This is a genomic window from Streptomyces sp. NPDC033180, assembly GCF_055577645.1.
The window spans coordinates 1-21,302 of record NZ_JBVIPU010000027.1 but is presented as its reverse complement, the minus strand read 5'-3'; the positions used below and the strand labels follow the sequence as shown (position 1 = coordinate 21,302).

The 21,302-nt window shown below is 71.6% G+C and carries 20 protein-coding genes and 1 pseudogene; 7 read left to right on the top strand and 14 right to left on the bottom strand.

The window, feature by feature from the left end; translation table 11 throughout:
- The 3 genes from ACZ5WE_RS37855 (at position 1) to ACZ5WE_RS37845 (ending at position 2,469) form a co-directional block, all read left to right on the top strand.
- Positions 1-1,026 carry an ABC transporter ATP-binding protein gene (locus ACZ5WE_RS37855; protein WP_467696083.1) on the top strand — a complete coding sequence of 342 codons (1,026 nt, stop codon included), beginning with the start codon at positions 1-3 and terminating at the stop codon, positions 1,024-1,026.
- Positions 1,027-1,061: 35 nt separating this feature from the next.
- Positions 1,062-2,078 carry an ABC transporter ATP-binding protein gene (locus ACZ5WE_RS37850; RefSeq protein ID WP_467696081.1) on the top strand — a complete coding sequence of 339 codons (1,017 nt, stop codon included), beginning with the start codon at positions 1,062-1,064 and terminating at the stop codon, positions 2,076-2,078.
- A 193-nt stretch (positions 2,079-2,271) separates the two neighbouring features.
- Entirely contained in the window at positions 2,272-2,469 is a 198-nt protein-coding gene (locus ACZ5WE_RS37845) for a hypothetical protein (RefSeq protein WP_467696079.1), read from the top strand.
- A 106-nt stretch (positions 2,470-2,575) separates the two neighbouring features.
- On the opposite strand, the gene ACZ5WE_RS37840 is transcribed toward ACZ5WE_RS37845, so the two are convergent.
- A complete protein-coding gene (locus ACZ5WE_RS37840) occupies positions 2,576-2,800 on the bottom strand; it encodes a hypothetical protein (RefSeq protein ID WP_467696116.1) in 225 nt (74 codons plus the stop codon).
- Positions 2,801-2,979: 179 nt separating this feature from the next.
- Between ACZ5WE_RS37840 and ACZ5WE_RS37835 the strand changes: the two genes are divergently transcribed.
- Positions 2,980-3,180, top strand: coding sequence for a hypothetical protein (locus ACZ5WE_RS37835; RefSeq protein ID WP_467696078.1), 201 nt, complete (start codon positions 2,980-2,982; stop codon positions 3,178-3,180).
- A gap of 102 nt (positions 3,181-3,282) precedes the next feature.
- Here the strand turns inward: ACZ5WE_RS37835 and ACZ5WE_RS37830 are convergent, their stop codons facing one another.
- The 9 genes from ACZ5WE_RS37830 to rimP form a co-directional block, all read right to left on the bottom strand.
- The gene (locus ACZ5WE_RS37830) at positions 3,283-4,230 is read right to left on the bottom strand and encodes a bifunctional riboflavin kinase/FAD synthetase (RefSeq protein WP_467696076.1); all 948 of its coding nucleotides are present in this window, start codon (positions 4,228-4,230) and stop codon (positions 3,283-3,285) included.
- A 126-nt stretch (positions 4,231-4,356) separates the two neighbouring features.
- Positions 4,357-7,836: a trypsin-like peptidase domain-containing protein gene (locus ACZ5WE_RS37825; RefSeq protein ID WP_467696074.1), complete on the bottom strand. Its 3,480-nt coding sequence runs from the start codon at positions 7,834-7,836 to the stop codon at positions 4,357-4,359.
- A 235-nt stretch (positions 7,837-8,071) separates the two neighbouring features.
- A complete protein-coding gene (gene truB / locus ACZ5WE_RS37820) occupies positions 8,072-8,980 on the bottom strand; it encodes a tRNA pseudouridine(55) synthase TruB (protein WP_467696072.1) in 909 nt (302 codons plus the stop codon).
- Positions 8,977-9,438 (bottom strand): 30S ribosome-binding factor RbfA, encoded by a 462-nt coding sequence (rbfA, locus tag ACZ5WE_RS37815; protein WP_467696070.1) that lies wholly within the window; start codon positions 9,436-9,438, stop codon positions 8,977-8,979. Before rbfA ends, truB begins: the two co-directional genes overlap by 4 nt.
- Positions 9,439-9,470: 32 nt before the next feature.
- Positions 9,471-9,764: a DUF503 domain-containing protein gene (locus ACZ5WE_RS37810; RefSeq protein WP_467696068.1), complete on the bottom strand. Its 294-nt coding sequence runs from the start codon at positions 9,762-9,764 to the stop codon at positions 9,471-9,473.
- 139 nt (positions 9,765-9,903) lie between these two features.
- Positions 9,904-13,077, bottom strand: coding sequence for a translation initiation factor IF-2 (gene infB / locus ACZ5WE_RS37805; protein ID WP_467696066.1), 3,174 nt, complete (start codon positions 13,075-13,077; stop codon positions 9,904-9,906).
- Positions 13,078-13,222: 145 nt separating this feature from the next.
- Positions 13,223-13,513 (bottom strand): YlxR family protein, encoded by a 291-nt coding sequence (locus ACZ5WE_RS37800; RefSeq protein WP_160507520.1) that lies wholly within the window; start codon positions 13,511-13,513, stop codon positions 13,223-13,225.
- A gap of 135 nt (positions 13,514-13,648) precedes the next feature.
- A complete protein-coding gene (nusA, locus tag ACZ5WE_RS37795; RefSeq protein ID WP_467696064.1) occupies positions 13,649-14,647 on the bottom strand; it encodes a transcription termination factor NusA in 999 nt (332 codons plus the stop codon).
- 2 nt (positions 14,648-14,649) lie between these two features.
- A complete protein-coding gene (gene rimP / locus ACZ5WE_RS37790) occupies positions 14,650-15,150 on the bottom strand; it encodes a ribosome maturation factor RimP (protein ID WP_467696062.1) in 501 nt (166 codons plus the stop codon).
- A gap of 272 nt (positions 15,151-15,422) precedes the next feature.
- On the opposite strand from rimP, the gene ACZ5WE_RS37785 reads away from it, so the two are divergent.
- From ACZ5WE_RS37785 to ACZ5WE_RS37775, 3 genes are read left to right on the top strand one after another with little or no spacing between them, the layout of a single operon-like run.
- On the top strand, positions 15,423-15,959 hold the full coding sequence (locus ACZ5WE_RS37785; RefSeq protein WP_467696061.1) for a hypothetical protein: 537 nt from the start codon (positions 15,423-15,425) through the stop codon (positions 15,957-15,959).
- Positions 15,956-16,414, top strand: coding sequence for a ferritin-like domain-containing protein (locus ACZ5WE_RS37780; protein WP_467696059.1), 459 nt, complete (start codon positions 15,956-15,958; stop codon positions 16,412-16,414). The genes ACZ5WE_RS37785 and ACZ5WE_RS37780 overlap by 4 nt, the downstream gene beginning before the upstream one ends.
- 27 nt (positions 16,415-16,441) lie before the next feature.
- Entirely contained in the window at positions 16,442-17,335 is an 894-nt protein-coding gene (locus ACZ5WE_RS37775; protein ID WP_467696057.1) for an aminoglycoside phosphotransferase family protein, read from the top strand.
- Between the two features lie 211 nt (positions 17,336-17,546).
- Here the strand turns inward: ACZ5WE_RS37775 and ACZ5WE_RS37770 are convergent, their stop codons facing one another.
- From ACZ5WE_RS37770 to ACZ5WE_RS37755, 4 genes and pseudogenes are all read right to left on the bottom strand, one after another.
- Positions 17,547-19,241 carry a proline--tRNA ligase gene (locus tag ACZ5WE_RS37770; RefSeq protein WP_467696056.1) on the bottom strand — a complete coding sequence of 565 codons (1,695 nt, stop codon included), beginning with the start codon at positions 19,239-19,241 and terminating at the stop codon, positions 17,547-17,549.
- Positions 19,242-19,310: 69 nt separating this feature from the next.
- Complete coding sequence (locus ACZ5WE_RS37765; RefSeq protein WP_467696054.1) at positions 19,311-19,856, bottom strand: GNAT family N-acetyltransferase; 546 nt, start codon at positions 19,854-19,856, stop codon at positions 19,311-19,313.
- 96 nt (positions 19,857-19,952) lie between these two features.
- Positions 19,953-20,801 (bottom strand): GNAT family N-acetyltransferase, encoded by an 849-nt coding sequence (locus ACZ5WE_RS37760; protein ID WP_467696052.1) that lies wholly within the window; start codon positions 20,799-20,801, stop codon positions 19,953-19,955.
- A gap of 347 nt (positions 20,802-21,148) precedes the next feature.
- A pseudogene (locus ACZ5WE_RS37755) lies at positions 21,149-21,302 on the bottom strand (flavodoxin-dependent (E)-4-hydroxy-3-methylbut-2-enyl-diphosphate synthase); the annotation flags it as partial.

The window sequence follows — 21,302 nt, the reverse complement described above, 5'->3', positions numbered from 1 at the left end:
GTGGCAGAGACCAAAGTGACGGAACAGCGCCTCCTCGACGTAAGAAATCTCGAAGTGACGTACGCGTCCGGGGCGGCCGCCGTGCGCGGCGTGAACCTCTCGGTCGACGCGGGCCAGAAGCTCGGGGTCGCTGGCGAGTCCGGCTGCGGCAAGTCCACACTGGCGCTCGCGCTGCTGCGGCTGCTGCCCGCGGGCACGAAGGTGACCGGTGAGGTGCTGCTCGACGGCGAGGACGTCCTCACCATGAAGTGGGGCCAGGTCCGCGCGGTCCGCTGGGCGGGCGCGTCGATCGTCTTCCAGGGGGCGATGCACTCGCTCAACGCCGTGCACCGTATCGGCGACCAGATCGCCGAGCCGATCCTGCTGCACAAGAAGGCGACGCAGGCGGGGGCGAAGAAGAAGGCCGGGGAGCTGCTCGAACAGGTGGGGCTCCCGGCCGCTCGCGCGGAGGCCTATCCGCACGAGCTGTCGGGCGGGCAGCGCCAGCGCGTGATGATCGCGATGGCTCTCGCCTGCGATCCGCGCCTGATCATCGCCGATGAGCCGACGACGGCCCTGGACGTGATGATCCAGGCTCAGATCCTGCGCCTGATCGAACAGTTGGTGTCCGAGCAGGACCTGGGCCTGATCATGATCAGCCATGACCTGGCGGTGCTCTCCGACACCTGCGACCGGCTCGCGGTGATGTACGCGGGCCGCGTCGTCGAGGAGGGCCCGGCCTCCGAGGTCTACGAGAACGCCCAGCACCCGTACGGGAAGGCCCTCTCCGCGGCCTTCCCGCGCATCGGCGACACAGCCTCCCGCTTCGCACCGCGCGGCCTGCCCGGCGACCCGCCGGACCCGTCCCTGCTCCCCACGGGCTGTACGTTCCACCCGCGCTGCCAGGTCGCCCTCGACACCTGCACCACGGAGGACCAGGCGCTGCGGGACGCGGGCCCCCGGCACCGCGCGGCGTGCGTGCACGCGGGCGCACAGCTTCCGGCGCAGCCGACATCCCCGCCGGCGACGGCGGAGCGGACGCCGTGAGCCCCGACAGACCACGCACCGAGGAGCAGCGACGCATGACCACCGACGCCCCCCTGCCTTCCGCTGATCCGCTGCTGTCGGCGGGCGACCTGCACATCACCTTCCCCGGCCGCCGCGGTGCGCCGCCCGCGCGGGCGGTGGACGGCGTCGACCTCGACATCAAGCCGGGCGAGATCGTGGCCCTGGTCGGCGAGTCGGGCTGCGGCAAGACGACCCTGGCCCGTTCCCTGCTCGGCCTGGTGGCGCCCACGTCCGGCAAGGTGACCTTCGGCGGCAAGCCCCTCGACTACTCGGGCCGCGCCCTGAAGGCGTACCGCAAGCGCGTCCAGCTCGTGCTCCAGGACCCGAGCGGGTCCCTGAACCCGCGTCACACGGTGTACGAGGCCGTGGCCGAGGGCCTGCGCATCCACGGTTACGGGGGCGACGAGCAGGCCACGGTCGCCGACGCCCTGTCACGGGCGGGGCTCCGGCCGCCCGAGCGGTTCTTCCTGCGCTATCCGCACGAGCTGTCGGGCGGCCAGCGCCAGCGTGTGGTCATCGCGGGCGCGCTGGTCCTCGAGCCCGAACTGATCGTCGCGGACGAGCCGGTGGCCTCGCTCGACGCCTCCGTACGCGGTGAGATCCTCGCGCTGCTGCTCAAGCTCCGTGACGAACTGGGCCTGTCGGCGCTGGTGGTGACGCACGACCTGGGCCTGGCGTGGAACATCGCCGACCGTGTCGCGGTGATGTACCTGGGCCGGATCGTCGAGACGGGGACGGTGGAGGAGGTCCTGACGTCACCTCAGCACCCCTACACCCAGGCGCTGCTGTCCGTGCTTCCGGAGGCCCCGGGTGACCCCGTGGTCCTCACCGGCGAGCCGCCGGACCCGTCGCGCATCCCGGGCGGCTGCCGCTTCCACGCGCGCTGTCAGGTGCTCGCCTCGGGCGAGGCGGAGCGGGCGGGGGTGGCCGACCGTTGCCGGACGGAGGATCTGCCGGTGCTGTCCGGTGGCGGCGAGACGCAGGTGGCGTGCCACTGGGCGGCGGTCAACGTCAGCGCGTCCGGGGTCTGATCGAGGCAGGATTCCCAGTGGAAAGCCATATCGGCGGGGGGGCACAGCCGCGCCCCGCGGCGGCGGAACGTTACCTCTTCCACGTACGGGTGATACGGGGCCTAGCAGGCGTGATCTCTGGGGAGTCACTGAGCGTTGCGATTCACCTACGGATCGTGACCAACTCAACTCCACCGAAGTGAAGGAGATTTCCATGCGCCGTTCCGCCGCCGTCATCCTCGGGGCCGTCGCACTCCTGGGGGCCCTCGCCGTGCCGGCGAGCGCCATCCCGGACCCCGTGGGAACGGTCGACTGCCTGGCACAGTCGGCCGGCGACGTCACCACGCTCGTCGATCCGGCGAGCCCCGGCGTCCCCTCCGAGGTACCGGGCACGGCGTGCCTCGCCCCGTGACGCGGTAGCCGGCACCCCGTGACCTGAACGCCCTGCGCCGTCACGTACTTGCGCGGCCACCCCGGGACCCGCGCAAGTACGGTACGTCCACGAGCGGTTCAGCGCGTCAGTCCCACCTGTACCCATCCCCGAAGTTGAGGGTGTGCTCGAGTACGTCCTCCAGCGGATCGTCGATCTGGCCGGTGCTGATCAGCGCGACGGTGGGCGCGTTGTGCGAGTTCTCGTGTGTCTCGTCCGCGTACGCCGTGCCGGCGGTCAAAACGGACGGCACCGTCGCCATCGTCGCGACCAGCACCCACCGGGACGTTGTCTGCACCCAACTGCGCTTCACTGCAGCCTCCTTGGACCATGCACGTGCGGGCCGCTGATCGCGGCCCGCTCGCCGTGCGTAACCCGGGAACGACCAAGAAGTCACTGACGATCATACGAAAGGGTCGTCGGACGCCCGAGTCCGTGCGTCGCCCGTGTGGGCTAACCCGGCCCCGTCGACCGGAAGAAAGCAGAGATCACATGCGTCATCGCCGTGTCCTGGACCTCGTCCTGCTCGCAGCCATCGCCCTGTCCGTCACCGCGATCGCCGCTCCGGCCCCGGCGGCCGAGCAGGAGGCGGCCACACCCCCGCCGCTGCCCCACATCGAGTCGCTGGTCACCGAAGGAGTCACCGTGGAGGGCCCGCTGGTCAACAACATCGGCCTTCCCACCCTCCGGTAGACACGGACGGTTCGGGGCCACCCTCCGGTAGACACGGACGGTTCGGGGCCACCCTCCGGCAGACACGGACGGTTCGGGGGCGCGGGCCTGCCGGGGGCAGCCCTACTGGGCAGCCTCGATGAGCTCCCGGGCCTTCTTCACGTCATCCGCGATGGCGACGAGCAGCGAGTCGATCGAGTCGAACTTCGCCTGCCCGCGCACGAAGGCCAAGAAGTCCACGGCCACGTGCAGCCCGTACAGATCCAGCCCGACGCGGTCGATCGCGTACGCCTCGACGGTCCGCTCCGTCCCGTCGAACTGCGGGTTCGTCCCGACGGAGATCGCCGCGGGCATGGCCTCGCCCTGGGCGTGCAGCCACCCGGCGTAGACGCCGTCGGCGGGGATGGCGGTGTGCGGCAGAGTCTCCACGTTGGCGGTGGGGAAGCCCAGTTCACGCCCGCGCTGCGCGCCGCGTACGACGACGCCCTCGACGCGGTGCGGGCGGCCGAGGATCTCCGCCGCGCCCTCCACATCACCCTCGGCGACCAGGCGCCGGGTGAGGGTGGAGGAGAAGGGCTCGCCGCCCCCGGCCGCACCGCTCACGAACAGGTCGATGACATCGACGTCGTAGTCGTACGTGGCGCCGAGCTCGGTCAGGAAGGCGACGTTGCCCGTGGCCTTGTGGCCGAAGCGGAAGTTGGGGCCCTCGACGACCAGACGGGCGTGCAGCTTGTCGACCAGGACCTTCACGACGAAGTCGGCGGGCGAGAGCTTCGAGAACTCCGTGGTGAACGGCAGGATGAGGAGCGCGTCCACGCCCAGTTCCGCCATCAGTTCGGCACGCCGGTGGTGCGGGGCGAGCAGCGGCGGGTGGCTGCCGGGGCGCACGACCTCGGAGGGGTGGGGGTCGAAGGTGACGACCACAGCGGGAACGCCGAGCTCACGGGCGCGTGCCACCGCGCGGCCGATGATCAGCTGGTGTCCGCGGTGCACGCCGTCGTAGGAACCGATGGTGACGACGCTGCGCCCCCAGTCCTGGGGGATGTCCTCCAAGCCACGCCAGCGCTGCACTGTCTTTGCTCCTCGCCGAACCTGTGTACGTGTGTGTACGTCCCATTGCCGATTGCGCAGGTCTAAGACTGCCATGCCCGCGCTGTCCGGATCGCATCGGAGGGGGTGGCGGGGGTCACGCCGGGATCACGCCGGGACGCTCACTCCGGCGAGGTTCTCGATCATGCGGCGGGAACTGGGACCGACCAGGGCGGACCAGTCCTGGGGGGCCGCGCAGATCCACCGGGCGACCCGCGTGGAGAAGCCCGGTACGGAGCGGGCCAGCTCGACCAGGCGCCGGTCGAAGCAGGTCGCGCCTTCCGGGGTGCGGACGAGCAGCGCGCCGATGCGGTGCACCAGTTCGCGGACCCGGGCCCCGTCGCCGCCCCCCGCCACCGCGCAGAGCACGGCGTCCAGGACTTCGGGCTCCCGCTCCCGGGTCAGCAGAACTTCCAGGAGCTCGGTACGCAGGGCACGCGAGACGTCGGTTCCGGGTCCGGCGACGGCCGTGGCGAGGGCCGCGCGTACCGGCGGCGGACGGTGCCGCAGTAGGCCCGTGACCAGCGGGAAGAGTACGGCGCGGACGCCGGGCCCCTGCTCGAACCGCAGGTCGAGGTAGGCGGCCACGTGCCCCGCGAGGTCGGGGCGCAGCTCCAGTACGTCGCGTACGAGGTCGGCCACCCGCCGGGCGAGCACGGGCGCGGTCACATCGGCCAGGGCGCGCAGGACGTCGCCCGGTGCGGGGCCGGGGCCGTACAGCCGGGTCCGGAAGGCGGCGAGTACCTGCTCCGGGTGGGTGTCCAAGGCGGCGGCGAGGGCGCTCGGGGGCAGTTGCGGGTCACCGGCGGTGAAGCGCTTGAGGGCGGGCGACAGGTGGCGTTCGCGGGTCTGCGGGTCACGTACGAGAAGAGCGAGGGCGGCGCCGTGCAGCGAGTCGTCGGCGCTGCGGGCGAGCAGGGCGAAGGCCGCGTACCGCAGGAGCCCGCGGTCGGCTTCCGTGGTGGCGTGCGGGGCGGCGCGCAGGCCGTAGGCGACGGCGGCGACCTGGCGTGCCGGGCGCGCGTCGTGAACCCAGCGGTCGACGGCTCGGCAGATGGCCGAAGGTTCGTCGTCCGCGAGCGCGGCGAGGAGTTCGTCGGCGCGGGGGTGGGCACAGTCGACCAGGATCTCGGTGAGGTCGTCGATGGCGCGGTGTCGGTGGGTGTGCAGGAGGGCTTGGGCGGCCGATGCGACGGTGGCGTGCGGGGTGGCCTCGAGGGGGCGTTCGTCGGTGAACCAGCGGGTCAGTTGCGGCTGCGTTTCTCCGGGGTCTTCCGCCAGCAGTTCGGCTACTGCGTCCAGGCAGCGGTGCCCCTGCGGGGGGCCGGGCGGGGGATCGCTGATCACTGCTTCCCGTAGGAGGTCGAAGCGGTCGTCGTCGCTGAGGGGCAGGCCGAGCCAGAACCCGGCGGGGTACGTGCCCTGCCGGGCGAGGTCCTTGAGGAGCGCGAGGTAGGGCTTCGCGTCGGCCACCCGGGAGAGGGTTTCCTCCAGGAGGCGACGGGCCCACCACAGTGCGTCCTCCTGGCCCCTGGCCTCGCCTTGTCCCCTGGCCTCCTGCGCGGCTTTGCTCCCTGGGGCCGGGGGGCTCTTCGCCGCTTCGCGGCGGGTCTCCCTCCCACCCGCCCGATTGCCCCGCGGCTCATCCCCGGGCGCAACAATCTTCGCCGCTTCACGGCCTGTCTGTGCCAACTCCCCCAACCGCGCCCCCAGTTCCCCCGCTCCCCGCTGCCGCCCCAGCAGCAGCAACGCCTGTACCACCGGGCCGATCCGGTGTCGTGGTACCGGCAATGACGGGGGCGTCGGCCCGTGGCGGAGGACCAGGGACCACAAGGCACCGTCCACATCCAGGTGCATCCCCTGGATCCAGTCCGCGAGCTCCTCGTGCGCGAACCGGTACCCGTCCCCGGCAGGGACGAGCAGCCCCTCCGTGAGGACCGCCGAGGCCCATCCCGTCCCCCACGGGAACACCTCCTCGAACGACGCCCGGTCCAACTCCCCCTGCCCCGGCCCCAGACACCGCCGCGCGGCCTCGTGCACCTGTCCGGACACCTTCGCCGCGAGGCGCCGTACGGCCGCGCCCCGCAGCCCGTTCGCCGCCGCGAGCCGCACCGCCACCCGCAGGCACAGCACGTCGAGATAGGCCTCGAAGATCTCCTCCCGGCCGGGGCTGCCCGGCGGCGGTTCCTCCGGCAGAGCCGCCCGCACCTCGGCGAGCAGCCGCAGGGCCAGAGGATGTCGCGCGTCGGCGGCGGCGAGCGCCCCGTCCGGGATGCCGTACCGCGCACGGGCGATCCGCGCCTGCCGCTCGGGCAGATCCCCCAGGGGTACGCACCCCGGCAGAAGCTCCGCGGGAAAGTGCGCCTCCGCCTGTTCCCAGTACTCCGCCCGGCAGGCCACGACGAGCCGCGCGCCCGTCTCCCGCAGCCACTCGGCGGTCCCCCCGCTCCACTGCGCGAGGCGGTGCGCGAGGACCGGCGGCATCTCCTCGGGGCCGTCGAGCAACAGCAGCAGCGCCCGCCCCTCGTCCCGCACGAGCCGCGCGACTCGCGCCGCGGAGATGTCCCCGAGCCCGTCGTCCGCCTCGGCGAGCGAGTCCTCCGATGCCTCCGAGGCCTCCAGGATCCGCCCGGCCCGCTCGAGCGCCCGCTCCACCGCGTCGCCCACGCCCGTGTCCGTGCCCTGGAGGTCGGCGCCGCGCAGCCACAGCGTGGGAGCCGGTTCGGCGCCTCGCGCGCGGCTTGCCGCGAGGGCGGCCAGTTCCGTCGTCCGGCCGGTGCCGGGGGCGCCGACCAGGCCGAGCACGTGCGCGGGACCGGACACGAACTGGGCCAACTCCCTTGTCGTATCCGGGCGTTCGACCGGTTCGAGGAGGGCGGGGCGCGGACCGTCGGAGCCCACCGAGGTCGCCGCCAGGTGCAGCGCGCCGGCCAGATTCAGATCGCGGCCGTACGCGGGAACGGTCGCCGCGTTGCGTGCGAGGAGCTCGGCGAGCGGCCCGCCCGGATCGGCGGCGGCCACATCCCGCAGCGGCACGGCGAACCCCGCGGCGCGGTGCTCGCTGTGCAACGCGGTACCGAGGACGGCGAGCACGGCTCCGGACGAGGCGTCCACGACCGGGCCGCCCGCCGCCCCGCCGCCGAGCCGCAGCGCGTCGGCACCGTCCGTGCCGATCGCCAGCTCCATCGCCGCGTCGACCAGATGGAAGCGGTCCGTCGCCGTGTACGTCACGGGGGCCGGACCCAGGACACGCGCCTCACGCCGGCCGCGCGCGACGATGCGTACATAGGAGCCCACGGGGACGGTCTCGCGGACCGTGACGGGCAAGGGCCGCAGTGCGAGACCCTCCGTACGGACGAGGGCCAGATCGGCCTCGGGGAGCGCCACCACGGCATCGGCACTCACCACGCAGACGCGCTCGCCCGCCGCGTGCAGCACGAGCCGCGCGAGGCCGTCGACGGCTTCATGGCTGGTGATGACCGTGCCGTGGTCGTCGGCGGCGAACCCCATCCCCCGTGGGCGCCCGGCCAGATCGCAGATCCGCACGAGGGCGCCGTCGAGCGCCGCCGGGTCGCCCTGTCCCGCCATGCCCGAACCTCCCGCGACGCCCCGTCCATTTGACGGTAGGTCGGCGGTGATCAGCTGGACAGAACGCGTCGCGAACGCGCCCCCTTACGCTCCCTCGGTTCACTCCGAGCGCCTGCCCGATGGGGTGAATCGGCAGGGCGCGGTGGATACATCTAGGGGTGGGGGGTTTCGTCGTGGAGCGGCGCACAGCTGTCCGCCGCTCCACGACGGAGATTCCGCGTACGGAAGGGGTGGCTCAGGCGAAGACGGCCAGGCTCTTGGCCTTGCCCTTCAGCTCCTCGGCCAGGACCAGGAACCGGCCCTCCGGATCGAAGACCGCGACGGCGCCGACTCCGGCGTACTCCCCCGGCATCTCGATCCGCACGCCGTTGAGCAGCAGCTTCGCCCGCTTCTCGTCCACATCCCAGCGCGGGAACGCGGCGGCGGCCGCGTCCGCCACCGGCATCACCGTCAGCTCCTCCTGGAGCTGGTCGATGGTCTTCGCCGCGTCCAGCTTGTACGGCCCGACGCGCGTGCGCCGCAGTGCCGTGAGATGGCCGCCGACCCCGAGGTCCGCTCCGAGGTCGCGGGCGAGGGCGCGGATGTACGTCCCCGAGGAGCAGACCACGGAGACGACCAGGTCGAGTACGGGGGTGCCGTCTGCCGCGACGGCGTCCCTGACGTCGTACACGGTGAAGGCGGAGATCTTCACCGGCCGGGCGGGGATCTCGAACTCCTCGCCCTCGCGCGCCCGCGTGTACGACCGCTTGCCGTCGATCTTGATGGCGCTGACCTTCGACGGCACCTGCATGATGTCGCCGGAGAGCTTGGCGATGCCCGCGTCGATGGCGTCGCGCTTGATCCCCGAGGCGTCGGCGGACGAGGTGAGCTCACCCTCGGCGTCGTCCGTGACCGTGTTCTGGCCGAGCCGGATCGTGCCGAGGTACTCCTTCTCCGTCAGCGCGAGATGGCCGAGGAGCTTGGTCGCCCGCTCGACCCCGAGGACGAGAACGCCCGTCGCCATGGGGTCCAGGGTTCCCGCGTGGCCGACGCGGCGGGTCCTGGCGATCCCGCGCATCTTGGCGACCACGTCATGCGAAGTGAAGCCGGACGGCTTGTCGACGATGACAAGTCCGTCCGGCGTCTTGTTGCCGGTGTTGCTCATGCGCGGGCGTCGCCGTCCGTTTCCTCGTCGGACTCGTCCTCTGGCTTGCGGTACGGGTCGGCCCCGCCGGCGAACTCGGCGCCCGCGGACACCTCGCGCACCTTCTCGTCCGACATCCGGGCCCGGTCGAGGAGGTCCTCGATGGCCTTGGCGTTGTCCGGCAGCGCATCCGCCACAAAGGTGAGGCTGGGGGTGAACTTCACGCCCGCGGCCGCGCCGACCGCCGAACGGAGGACGCCCTTGGCGCTCTCCAGACCGGCGGCGGCCGCCGCGCGGTCCTCGTCGTCCCCGTAGACCGTGTAGAAGACGGTCGCCTCCCGCAGGTCACCCGTGACCCGGGTGTCCGTGATGGTCACATGCGTACCGAGCCGCGGGTCCTTGATCCCGCGCTGCAGCTTCTGGGCAACCACCTCTCGGATGAGGTCCGCCAGCCTTTTCGCCCGCGCGTTGTCGGCCACTGCTCCGTCTCCTTCTTCGCCTTGCTGTGCAGTCAGTCTTCGTCGCCGTGGAGCCTGCGTCGAACGGAGAGCAGCTCCACCTCCGGACGGGCGGCGACCAGGCGCTCGCACCGGTCCAGTACGTCGGTGAGGTGCCCCGTCTCCCCGGAGACCAGCGCCAGGCCGATCTCGGCCCTGCGATGGAGGTCCTGGTTTCCGGTCTCCGCCGCGCTCACTCCGTGCTTACGGATGAGTTCGGCGACGATCGGGCGGACGACGGAGCGTTTCTCCTTCAGCGAGTGAACGTCGCCGAGGAGCAGATCGAAGGACAGTGTCCCCACATACATGTATGTCCGGATGTCCCGCCGGTTCGGGTTCGTGCCCCGCCAACCACTTGGCAGGGACACAAGAACCGTACACGGAACGGCCGGGGCCGATCGACGGGATTTACCTCCCCTCGACCGGCCCCGGTTCGAGCTGTCGTGATCAGCCTCGCGGCTTCTCGCGCATCTCGTACGTCGCGATGACGTCGTCGATCTTGATGTCGTTGAAGTTGCCGAGGTTGATACCGCCCTCGAACCCTTCGCGGATCTCGGTGACGTCGTCCTTGAAGCGGCGCAGACCGGAGATGTTGAGGCTCTCCGCGATGACCTTGCCGTCGCGGATGAGGCGTGCCTTGGTGTTGCGCTTGACCTCGCCGGAGCGGACAAGAACACCGGCGATGTTGCCCAGCTTGGACGAGCGGAAGATCTCGCGGATCTCCGCCGTGCCGAGCTCGACCTCTTCGTACTCCGGCTTGAGCATGCCCTTGAGGGCCGCTTCGATCTCTTCGATCGCCTGGTAGATGACCGAGTAGTACCGGACGTCCACGCCTTCGCGGTCGGCCATCTGCGCGGCACGACCGGCCGCACGGACGTTGAAGCCGATCACGATCGCGTCGGAGCCGGTCGCCAGGTCGATGTCCGACTCGGTGACCGCACCCACGCCGCGGTGCAGGACGCGGATGTCGACCTCTTCGCCGACGTCGAGCTGGAGCAGCGAGGACTCGAGAGCCTCCACCGAACCGGACGCGTCGCCCTTGATGATGAGGTTGAGTTCCTGCACCAGACCGGCCTTGAGGGCCTCGTCCAGGTTCTCCAGGGAGAACCGCACACCCTTGCGGGCGAAGCGGACGTTGCGCTCACGGGCGGCACGCTTCTCGGCGATCTGACGGGCCGTACGGTCCTCGTCGACGACCAGGAAGTTGTCGCCGGCACCCGGGACGTTGGTGAGACCGAGCACGAGGACCGGAGTCGAGGGACCCGCCTCGGTGACGTTCTCGCCCTTGTCGTCGAGCATCGCGCGGACTCGGCCGTACGCGTCGCCGACCACCATCGTGTCACCGACGCGGAGGGTACCGCGCTGGACCAGGACGGTCGCGACGGCGCCGCGGCCCTTGTCCAGGTGCGACTCGATCGCAATACCCTGCGCGTCCTGCTCAGGGTTGGCCCGCAGGTCGAGCGAGGCGTCCGCGGTCAGGACCACGGCCTCCAGGAGGGACTCGATGTTCTCGCCCTGCTTGGCGGAGATGTCGACGAACATCGTGTCGCCGCCGTACTCCTCGGCGACGAGACCGAACTCGGTGAGCTGACCGCGCACCTTGGTCGGGTCGGCACCCTCGACGTCGATCTTGTTGACCGCGACCACGATCGGCACCTCGGCCGCCTTGGCGTGGTTCAGCGCCTCGATCGTCTGCGGCATCACACCGTCGTTGGCCGCGACCACGAGGATCGCGATGTCGGTGGACTTCGCACCACGGGCACGCATGGCGGTGAACGCCTCGTGACCGGGGGTGTCGATGAAGGTGATCTTGCGGTCTTCGCCGTTGACCTCGGAAGAGACCTGGTACGCACCGATGTGCTGCGTGATGCCGCCGGCCTCGCCCGCAATGACGTTCGTCTTGCGGATCGCGTCCAGAAGGCGGGTCTTACCGTGGTCGACGTGACCCATGACGGTCACGACCGGCGGACGCGCGACGAGCATTTCCTCGTCGCCCTCGTCCTCGCCGAACTCGATGTCGAAGGACTCGAGCAGCTCGCGGTCCTCCTCCTCGGGGCTGACGATCTCGAGGACGAAGTTCATCTCGTCCGCGAGCAGCTTCAGCGTCTCGTCCGGCACGGACTGCGTGGCCGTGACCATCTCGCCGAGGTTCATCATCACGCCGACGAGCGACGCCGGGTTGGCGTTGATCTTCTCGGCGAAGTCGGTCAGCGAGGCACCACGGGACAGGCGGACCGCCTGGCCGTTGCCCCTCGGCAGCATGACGCCGCCGACCGACGGAGCCTGCATCGACTCGTACTCCTGGCGCCTCTGCCGCTTCGACTTGCGACCACGACGGGCGGGCCCGCCGGGACGGCCGAACGCACCCTGCGTGCCACCACGGGCACCGGGACCGCCGGGACGGCCACCGAAGCCGGGACGGCCACCGCCGCCACCGGGACGACCGGCGAAGCCGCCGCCACCGCCACCGGGACCACCGGGACGACCGGCGAAGCCACCGCCGCCACCGCCACCGGGACGACCTGCGAAGCCGCCGCCACCGGGACGACCGCCGCCGCCACCGGCACCGCCGGGACGACCGCCGCCACCGGGACCACGGCCACCGCCGGGGCCACCACCGGGACGCGGGCCCGCGGCGGGACGCTGCGGCATCATGCCCGGGTTCGGACGGTTACCGCCGCCGCCGGGAGCACCGCCGGGTCCACCGGGACCGGGACGCGCGCCACCCTGCGGGCGAGGCATGCCGCCGGGGCTGGGGCGAGCGCCGCCCTGACCCTGCGGACGAGGAGCACCCTGGCCGCCCTGGCCCTGCGGGCGCGGGGCGCCGCCGGGACCGCCGGGGCCACCCTGGCCGCCGGGACGCGGGGCGCCGCCCGGACGGGGCGCCTGCGGGCGTGCCATGCCGGTGGAGCCACCAGAGGTGAAGGGGTTGTTGCCGGGACGCGGTCCTGCCGGACGGCCACCGGGGCGCGGAGCGCCACCCTGGCCGCCGGGACGCGGAGCGCCGCCCTGACGGTCGCCGCGGTCACCACGACCGCCCTGACCCTGACCCTGACCACCCTGGCCGGGGGCCGGACGGCCCGCGGGCTTCGGGGCACCCGGGCGAGCGCCCGGACGGGGGCCTGCCGGCGCCGAGGAGGCGGCCGGAGCAGCCGGCGGAGCGGTGAACTCCGGGGCGGCCGGAGCCGGGGTGACCGGCGCGGCGGGCGCGGCCGGGGCAGCCGGAGCTGCCGGCGCCGGCTTGGGCGTCGGCGGCTTGGGGCCCGGGCGCGGACCGGGAGCGGCCGGGGAGGCCGCGGGCTTGTCGGCCGCGGCGGCGGGCTTGGCCGCCGGCGGCTTGGGCGCGGCCGGACCCGGACGGGCGGCCTGCACGGGAGAGGGAGCCGACGGCGTCGCCGGCTTGGGGGCGGCCTGCTTGCGCGGCGCCCCGGGCTTGGCGGCGGCGGGCTTGCCGTTGCCACCACCCTGGTTCAATGCGTCAGTCAATTTGCGTACTACGGGCGCCTCGATCGTCGAGGACGCCGAACGTACGAATTCACCGAGTTCTTGGAGCTTGGCCATGACGACCTTGCTCTCTACGCCGAACTCCTTGGCGAGCTCGTATACCCGGACCTTAGCCACTTCGCTCCTTTTAGGTCCGGGTTACGCCGGACCGTCGCTACTTCATGGGCGTACTCATCGCGTGCTCATCGAGTGCTCATCGCAATCTCGACCTACTTCCAACTCGCGGAATACCAGGGCCGCGCGGGGTTCCGCGCGACCTTCCTTACGGTGTTGCCTGCTGGGCAACTGTCTCGACGGCTCGGCGCAAGTCCGCCGTGTCGAGCGGGCCCGGGGCCCGGAAGGCCCTCGGGAACGCTCTGCGTCGGACCGCCAGGTCGAGACAGACCGGGACGGGGTGGATATACGCACCCCGGCCGGGCAGCGTACCGCTTGGATCGGGGGCACAGGCGCCCTCTTTCGCCACGATGCGCAGCAGATCGCTCTTGGCCGCTCGCTCCCGGCACCCCACACAGGTGCGTTCAGGGCATGCGCGGGCTTGCGTCCGGCCAGACACGATTAAGTCTACCTCCCCGTACCGACCTCACCCCTTTGGGGCAAAAATCGAACGGTTGTTGTCTTGATCAGGACCGGATCAGGACTGGATCTCAGCGCGCGATCCGGACCCGATCCGAACCCGATCCGCACCCGCTCAGGCCTCCTCGGAGTCCTGCGGCTGCTCGGTGTCCGGGCGGATGTCGATGCGCCAGCCCGTGAGCCGCGCGGCGAGGCGGGCGTTCTGGCCCTCCTTGCCGATCGCGAGGGACAGCTGGTAGTCGGGCACCGTCACCCGCGCGGAACGGGCCGAGAGGTCGACGATCTCCACCTTGCTGACCCGCGCCGGGGAGAGCGCGTGGGCGACCATCTCGCCCGGGTCGTCCGACCAGTCGACGATGTCGATCTTCTCGCCGTTGAGCTCGGCCATGACGTTGCGCACACGCTGGCCCATCGGGCCGATGCAGGCGCCCTTGGCGTTCAGGCCCGAGCGGGTCGAGCGCACCGCGATCTTGGTCCGGTGGCCGGCCTCACGGGCGATGGCCGAGATCTCGACCGAACCGTCGGCGATCTCCGGCACCTCGAGCGCGAAGAGCTTCTTCACGAGGTTCGGGTGCGTGCGGGACAGCGTGACCGAGGGGCCACGGACGCCCTTCGCCACCCGGACCACGTACGAACGAAGGCGCAGGCCGTGGGAGTACTCCTCGCCCGGCACCTGCTCCTGCACCGGCAGGATGGCCTCGAGCTTGCCGATGTCGACGAGCACGTTCTTCGGGTCGCGGCCCTGCTGGACGACGCCCGTGACGATGTCGCCCTCGCGGCCCGCGTACTCACCGAGGGTCGCGTCGTCCTCGGCGTCGCGCAGGCGCTGCAGGATGACCTGCTTGGCGGTCGTCGCGGCGATACGGCCGAAGTCGGAGGGGGTGTCGTCGAACTCCTTGGCCTCCTGGCCCTCTTCGAGGTCGGCCGGGTCCTCGGTCGCCCACACCGTCACATGGCCGCTGTCGCGGTCCAGCTTCACGCGTGCGCGACGGAAGCTGCCGTCGGTCCGGTGGTAGGCGATGAGGAGGGCCGACTCGATCGCCTCGACCAGCAGGTCGAAGGAGATCTCCTTCTCCCGGACCAGACCCCGCAGGGCACTCATGTCGATGTCCACGGCTACGCCTCCTCTTCCTTCTTGTCCTTGCGGTTGAACTCGACCTCGACGCGCGCCTTGGCGATCGCCTCGAAGGTGAGCCTGCGGGCGGTGGGCTTGCGCCCCTTCACGCCCGGTACTTCAAGATCCACGCCTTCGTCGTCCACCTCGAGGATGCGGGCGATCAGCTCGTCGCCGCCCTCCGTCAGCTGGAACTTCACCAGGCGGCCGACGGCGCGCAGATAGTGGCGGTGCTCCGTCAGCGGGCGCTCGGCGCCCGGGGAGCCGACTTCGAGGGTGTACTCCCCGTCGCCCATCGCGTCGCTCTCGTCGAGCTTCTCGGAGAGTTCGCGGCTGATCTCCGCGATCTGATCCAGGTCCACGCCGTCGTCCGAGTCGATGACGACTCGCAGCACCCGCTTGCGTCCGACCGAGGCCACTTCGATCTCTTCGAGATCCAGATCCTTCGAGCTGACGAGCGGTTCCAGCAGTTCTCGCAGCCTCTCGCTCTGGGTGGTGCTCATCCGGGTGACTCCTCGGCCGCGTGTGCTGTTGTGGGATCGTCGCGTGTCAGGTCAAAGGGTATCCGGTCCCGAGGGGTGTTGCCGCCCGCTGTCCGGCCCCTGTCCGCCCCTGGTGCGGCCGCAGGCAGCCCCGCATCGAGCCGCTCACGCGTACGAGGGCAGCCCGCAGGTACGGTGATCACCGGGCTCGCGCCCGGCTCGCCCACCTTCTGACTCGCTCGCCCACCTTCTGACTGCCTGCCTTTCTGGCCTTCCTGCCGAGGACGTCTGCTGTGCCGTCGTATCCCACCCCCTCGCACGCCCGCTCGGGGCCGCGCCGGAGGAGCCTGCTGACCGGGGCCGCAGGAGCGGCCGGGGCCGTGCTGCTCTCGGGCTGCTCGGACTCCGCATCCACGGACGCGGACGAGCGCCCCTCCGCCGTCGCGCGGCTGCGCGCGCGTGCCGCCTCGGACAGCGGTGAGCTGCTGGGGCGGTACGACGCCGTCCTCGCCGCGCATCCCTCGCTGGCCGGACGGCTCGGCCCGCTGCGGGCGGAGGTGAAGCGGCACAAGGCGGTCTTCGCCGAGGGGCCGGCCTCCCCCACTCCCCCGCCCCCTTCCGCGTCCGCGTCCGCGTCGCGCTCACCGAAGCCCACCGTCCCCGAGGACGAGAAGGACGCCGTGCGCGAGCTCGCCGAGGCCGAGCGGAAGCTGGCGAAGCGGCGCGGTCGCGACCTCCTTGATGCGCCTGCGGAGCTGGCCAGGCTGCTGGCGTCGGTGGCGGCCTCGGGCGCCGCGCACGCGTATCTGCTGACGGAGGGCGACAAGTGAGCGATTCCAAGGACGAGTTGGGGGCGGTGCAGGCCGCCCTGGGTGCCGAGCACGCCGCTGTGTACGGCTTCGGGGTCGTCGGCGGCCGGATCGGCGAGGACCGCAGGGACGAGGCGCGCACGGCGTACGACGCGCATCGCGCCCGGCGCGACGAGTTGCAGCGCGCCGTGCGCGACCTGGGCGGCGAGCCCGAGCCGTCGGCGGCCGCCTACGCGCTGCCGTTCGCGGTGCCGGACTCCGCGGCGGCCGTGCGGCTCGCGACGGAGCTGGAGGAGCGGGTCGCGGGGGTCTACTCGGATCTCGTACGGGCTTCCACCGGGGCCCGGCGCGGGAGCGCGGCCGAGGCGCTGCGGGAGGCGGCGGTCCGTGCGGCGCGGTGGCGCGGCGGGAGCGTAACCTTCCCTGGTCTCGCCGAGCGAACCGCCACTCCTGGCTCCTCGGCTCCCAAGGCCTAACCCGCTCAGGAAGGGAACACCTCGCGTATGGCTTTCGAACCGCCCCAGCGTCTCGTCACCGCCCTCGGTGAGACGGCGCAGGACGGCGACGACTGGCTGGAGAAGCTGCCCGGGGCAGCTGAAGCGGCCGTCGCTCTACGCGAGTTGACCGTCGAGCGGGTCCATGTGCCCGGCGGCCGCAGCAGCCTCGTCATCCTCGTGCGCCGCACCGACGGCACGCCCGCCGTCCTGAAGCTGGTACCGCCGAGGTCGCGGCCCGAGAGCGAGCGGGCCGCGCTGGCGCACTGGAACGGGCTCGGTGCCGTACGGCTGCTCGACCCCGCCGCCGCGGACGGAGCCCTCCTCATCGAGCGGCTGCACCGCGATGTGTCGGTCCGTTCCCTGCCCGAGGCCAAGGCCCTGCTCGAGGCGGCGGGCACGCTGCGGCGGCTGTGGGTGGAGCCGCCGACGGGCCACCGTTTCGAGACGGTGGCCGAGCGGACGGGGCGGCAGGCCGACGCGATGCGGGCGTCCGCCGACGGGGAGGTCGCGCCCTTGGTGGACGCGGCGCTCGCCGCGCGGAATGAGCTGCTCGCCGGGGAGGTGGAGGTGCGGCTGCTGCACGGCACGTTCCGGCAGAGCAAGGTTCTGCAGGGGGACAGGTTGCCGTGGCTGGCCGTGGGCCCCGACCCGGTGGTCGGGGAACCCGCCTTCGACCTGGCCCGGCTCGTGCGCGACCGCGTCGAGGACCTGATCGCCTCACCCTCGGGGTCCTCGATCACCCGCCGCCGGGTGAAGAAGCTGGCCGAGTCGCTGGATGTGGACCAGGAGCGGCTGCGGGGGTGGACCTTGTTCCGCGCCGTGGAGTCGGGGGTGCGGGCCCGCCGTGTCGGGCGGGAGCAGGATGCGGAGCTGTTGTTGGAGTTCGCGGGTTGGTTGTAGGGGGGGCGGGGCTCTGCGGGGCTTTTCCCCGACCCCGCCCCTTCCCGAAAACTCGCTGGCGCGAGGGCCTTGGCCTTGCGTGCCGTCATCACCGGCTTCGCCGAGTTCGTCCTCAAACGCCGGACAGGCTGGATATAGCCCGGCCCCATGGTTTCAGGAAGGGGCGGGATCGGGGAAAGCCCCGCAGGGACCGCCCGGACCCCAGCCCGACTCAGGCCGTCAGCCGCGCCACAGCCTCAGCGACCGTCAGCTCCTCGCGCTCCCCGGTCCGCCGGTCCTTCAGCTCCACGACGCCCTCGGCGGAGCGGCGGCCCGCGACCAGGATGGTCGGGACGCCGATCAGCTCCGCGTCCGTGAACTTCACGCCCGGGGAGACGCCCGCGCGGTCATCGACCAGGACCCGCACACCCGCCGCGTTCAGCTGCTCGGAGACATCCAGCGCGAGCTCCGTCTGGAGCGCCTTGCCCGCGGCCACCACGTGGACGTCGGCGGGGGCGATCTCCTTGGGCCAGCACAGACCCTTGTCGTCCGCCGTCTGCTCGGCGAGCGCCGCCACCGCGCGCGAGACGCCGATGCCGTACGAACCCATGGTCACGCGGACCGGCTTGCCCTGCTGGCCGAGGACGTCGAGCTGGAAGGCGTCGGCGAACTTGCGGCCCAGCTGGAAGATGTGGCCGATCTCGATGGCGCGGTCCAGCTTCAGGCCGGTGCCGCACTTGGGGCACGGGTCGCCCTCCTCGACGACCACGACGTCGAGGTAGTCGTCGACCTCGAAGTCACGGCCCGCGACGACGTTCTTCGCGTGCGTGTTGATCTTGTTGGCCCCGGTGATCCAGGCCGTACCTGCCGCCACCCGCGGGTCGGCGATGTAGCGGACCTTCTCCAGGCCCTGCGGGCCGACGTATCCGCGGACGAGATCGTCGCGACCCTCGAAGTCCTCGGCCGTCACCAGCTCCACGACGGCGGGCGACAGGTGCTCGCCGAGCTTGCCGAGGTCGACCTCGCGGTCGCCGGGGACACCCACAGCGACGATCTCGCCGTCGACCTTGACCAGGAGGTTCTTCAGGGTCGCGGACGCGGGCACACCGAGGTGGGCCGCGAGCGTCTCGATCGTCGGGGTGTCGGGGGTGTCCAGGTCCTCGACGGGGCCGTGCGCGGAACCGTCCACCTCGGTGGCCACGAAGGACACGGCCTCGGTGTTGGCCGCGTAGTCGCACGCGGGGCAGTCCACGAACGTGTCCTCGCCTGCCGGCGCGGGCGCCAGGAACTCCTCGGAGGCCGAGCCGCCCATCGCGCCGGAGACCGCGGAGACGATGCGGTGGTCGAGACCGAGTCGCTCGAAGATCTTGATGTACGCGGCGCGGTGCAGGGCGTACGACTCGACGAGGCCCTCGTCCGTCGTGTCGAAGGAGTACGAGTCCTTCATCTGGAACTCGCGGCCACGGAGCACACCGGCGCGGGGGCGGGCCTCGTCGCGGTACTTCGTCTGGATCTGGTAGAGGATCACCGGCAGGTCCTTGTAGGACGAGCACTGGTCCTTGACGATCTGGGTGAAGATCTCCTCGTGCGTGGGGCCGAGGAGGTAGTCGGCGCCCTTGCGGTCCTTGAGGCGGAAGAGCAGGTCGCCGTACTCGTCGTAGCGGCCCGTCGCGTCGTACGACTCCTTGGGCAGGAGCGCGGGCAGGAGGACTTCCTGGGCGCCGATGGCGTCCATCTCCTCGCGTACGACGTGGGTGATGTTCTCCAGGACCTTCTTGCCCAGCGGCAGCCAGGACCAGATGCCGGCGGCGGTGCGGCGGACGTATCCGGCCCGGACGAGCAGCTTGTGGTTGAGCGTCTCGGCGTCCGCCGGGTCGTCGCGCAGTGTCTTGATCATCAATCGGGACATGCGCTGGACCTGGGCCATGGTGAACTCCTGCGTGGAAAGAATGATGTGCAGGAGGTTAGCCGGGGCGCGGGGGCGTGCGGAAATCGGTTAGGTGCCGGGGCGCCGCAGCGGGAGCGGCGCCCCCATCACCGCGTACGGCTTCGGGGCGCTGGGGAACTGGACGTTGCGGGCCAGGTCCGCGTACCCGAGGGAGCGGTAGAGGCCGCGGGCGGGGCTCTCCGTGTCGATGGCGGAGAGGATCGAGCGGGGCTGGTCGACGGCGTCCGTGATGGTCGTGATGAGCGTGCGGCCGACTCCGCGGTTCTGATGGCCGGGCTGCACATGGAGCTCGGTGATCACGAAGGAGTCGTCGAGCCAGTCCTCGCTGCCGCCGACCCGCAGATACGGCTCGACGACCGTGGACCACCAGTGGCCGCGGTCGTTGGGCATCCCGTAGACGAAGCCGACGAGCCGTCCCTCGGGGGTGCTGGCGCCGAGCGCGCGGGCCCCGGGGTAGGTGATGTGCCGCAGCACGATCTGCCGCCGCACGGCCACCTCGTCGTCGCTGAGCCCGAAGGCGTGGGCCTGCACCCGCAGCGCCTCGTCCACGTGCGTGGCGAGGTCCAGCGGCCCGATCACGACGTCGTCAGTCATGCGCCGAACTTTAACTCGCGGACGGGCGTACGTGAGGAGTGCGGTCTGAGACGCGTAGGAGCTGAAGGAGGCTGGAACGCAGGGGCTCGAAGGGGGCTAGAACAGGATGCTCATGAACGCCCCGACCTCCTGGAACCCCACCCGCCGGTACGCGGCCCTGGCCGCGGTGTTGAAGTCGTTGACGTAGAGGCTGACGACCGGGGCGACGTCCGTGAGGGCGTAGCGCAGGACGGCCGCCATGCCCGGTGCCGCGTAGCCCTGCCCCCGGAACTCGGGGGCCACCCAGACACCCTGCACCTGGCAGGCATGTGCCGTGGCCGCGCCGATCTCGGCCTTGAAGATGACCTTGCCGTCACGGTCGATGCGGGCGAACGACCGCCCCGCGCCGACCAGTTCGGCGACCCGCGCCTGGTAGAGGAGGCCGCCGTCGCCCGCCATCGGCGAGATGCCGACCTCCTCGGTGAACATCGCCACGCACGCGGGCATGATCGTCTCCATCTCGTCCTTGCGGACACGACGGACGTACGGGTCGGGGGTGATGTCGTACGGGAGCCGGTCGGTGACCATCAGGGGCTGCTGGGCGCGGACTTCACGGGCGGGGCCCCAGGACGGTTCGAGCAGCCGCCACAGCTGGGCGGTGGATTCGGCCGGGCCGACGATGGAGGAGCAGCGGCGGCCCGCTCTGCGGGCGCGGTCCGCGAAGGCGCGGACCGCTCGCGGGGTCGCGCAGATCGGGACGAGGTTGGCGCCCGCGTAACAGAGGGACTCCAGCATTCCGTCCTGGTACCAGCCCCACATCTCGCCGCCGAGCCGCCACGGGTCGAGGCCCGCGACGCGGACCCGTGAGGTCACGAAGGCGTTGGCCACCGGCTCGCGGTCGAGCACAGCGAGCGCGGCGTCCAGGTCACTCGGTTCGAGGACCCTGGTGGTGGTCTGAGTCAACACGTGCGGGGGCCTCACCATACGGTCTGCTGATCTCCGCACTGTACCTGGCGGGGGCGCCTTGTGCCGTGGGGTGGCTTGGAGGGGGCTTTGTCTCCTCTCCCCTGCGGGCCGGGGGTGGCTGTTCTTCGCCGCGCCATGGAGTGGCTGGGACTGCTCTTCCCCTGCGGGCCGGTGGGGGGCTTGTCCGCCGCTCCGCGGCGAGGTCTCCCGCCGGCCCACCCGATTACCCCGGGGTGGTCGGGTGGGAAGCATCCGCCGCGGAGCGGCGGTTCAGGTTGGAGCCGGTCCGGTCACGCGCACGTGGGCCCCGCCACCAACCCGGGTGGCGGGGCCCACGCAGACGGCAATCAGCCGGCGACGGCCACCGTCGGCTCGCCGGAGGGGATTCCGTCCTTCTCCATCTGCTCGGCGATCTTCAGCGCCTCTTCGATGAGCGTCTCCACGATCTTCGACTCGGGGACGGTCTTGATGACCTCACCCTTGACGAAGATCTGCCCCTTG

Excerpts from the sequence above, each read along its gene's own strand:
- truB (WP_467696072.1), bottom strand. The coding sequence starts at position 8,980 with ATGAGCAACACCGGCAACAAGACGCCGGACGGACTTGTCATCGTCGAC.
- ACZ5WE_RS37765 (WP_467696054.1), bottom strand. The coding sequence starts at position 19,856 with ATGACTGACGACGTCGTGATCGGGCCGCTGGACCTCGCCACGCACGTG.
- ACZ5WE_RS37850 (WP_467696081.1), top strand. The coding sequence starts at position 1,062 with ATGACCACCGACGCCCCCCTGCCTTCCGCTGATCCGCTGCTGTCGGCG.
- ACZ5WE_RS37770 (WP_467696056.1), bottom strand. The coding sequence starts at position 19,241 with ATGGCCCAGGTCCAGCGCATGTCCCGATTGATGATCAAGACACTGCGC.
- rimP (WP_467696062.1), bottom strand. The coding sequence starts at position 15,150 with ATGAGCACCACCCAGAGCGAGAGGCTGCGAGAACTGCTGGAACCGCTC.
- ACZ5WE_RS37810 (WP_467696068.1), bottom strand. The coding sequence starts at position 9,764 with ATGTATGTGGGGACACTGTCCTTCGATCTGCTCCTCGGCGACGTTCAC.
- ACZ5WE_RS37845 (WP_467696079.1), top strand. The coding sequence starts at position 2,272 with ATGCGCCGTTCCGCCGCCGTCATCCTCGGGGCCGTCGCACTCCTGGGG.
- ACZ5WE_RS37835 (WP_467696078.1), top strand. The coding sequence starts at position 2,980 with ATGCGTCATCGCCGTGTCCTGGACCTCGTCCTGCTCGCAGCCATCGCC.
- ACZ5WE_RS37775 (WP_467696057.1), top strand. The coding sequence starts at position 16,442 with ATGGCTTTCGAACCGCCCCAGCGTCTCGTCACCGCCCTCGGTGAGACG.
- ACZ5WE_RS37825 (WP_467696074.1), bottom strand. The coding sequence starts at position 7,836 with ATGGCGGGACAGGGCGACCCGGCGGCGCTCGACGGCGCCCTCGTGCGG.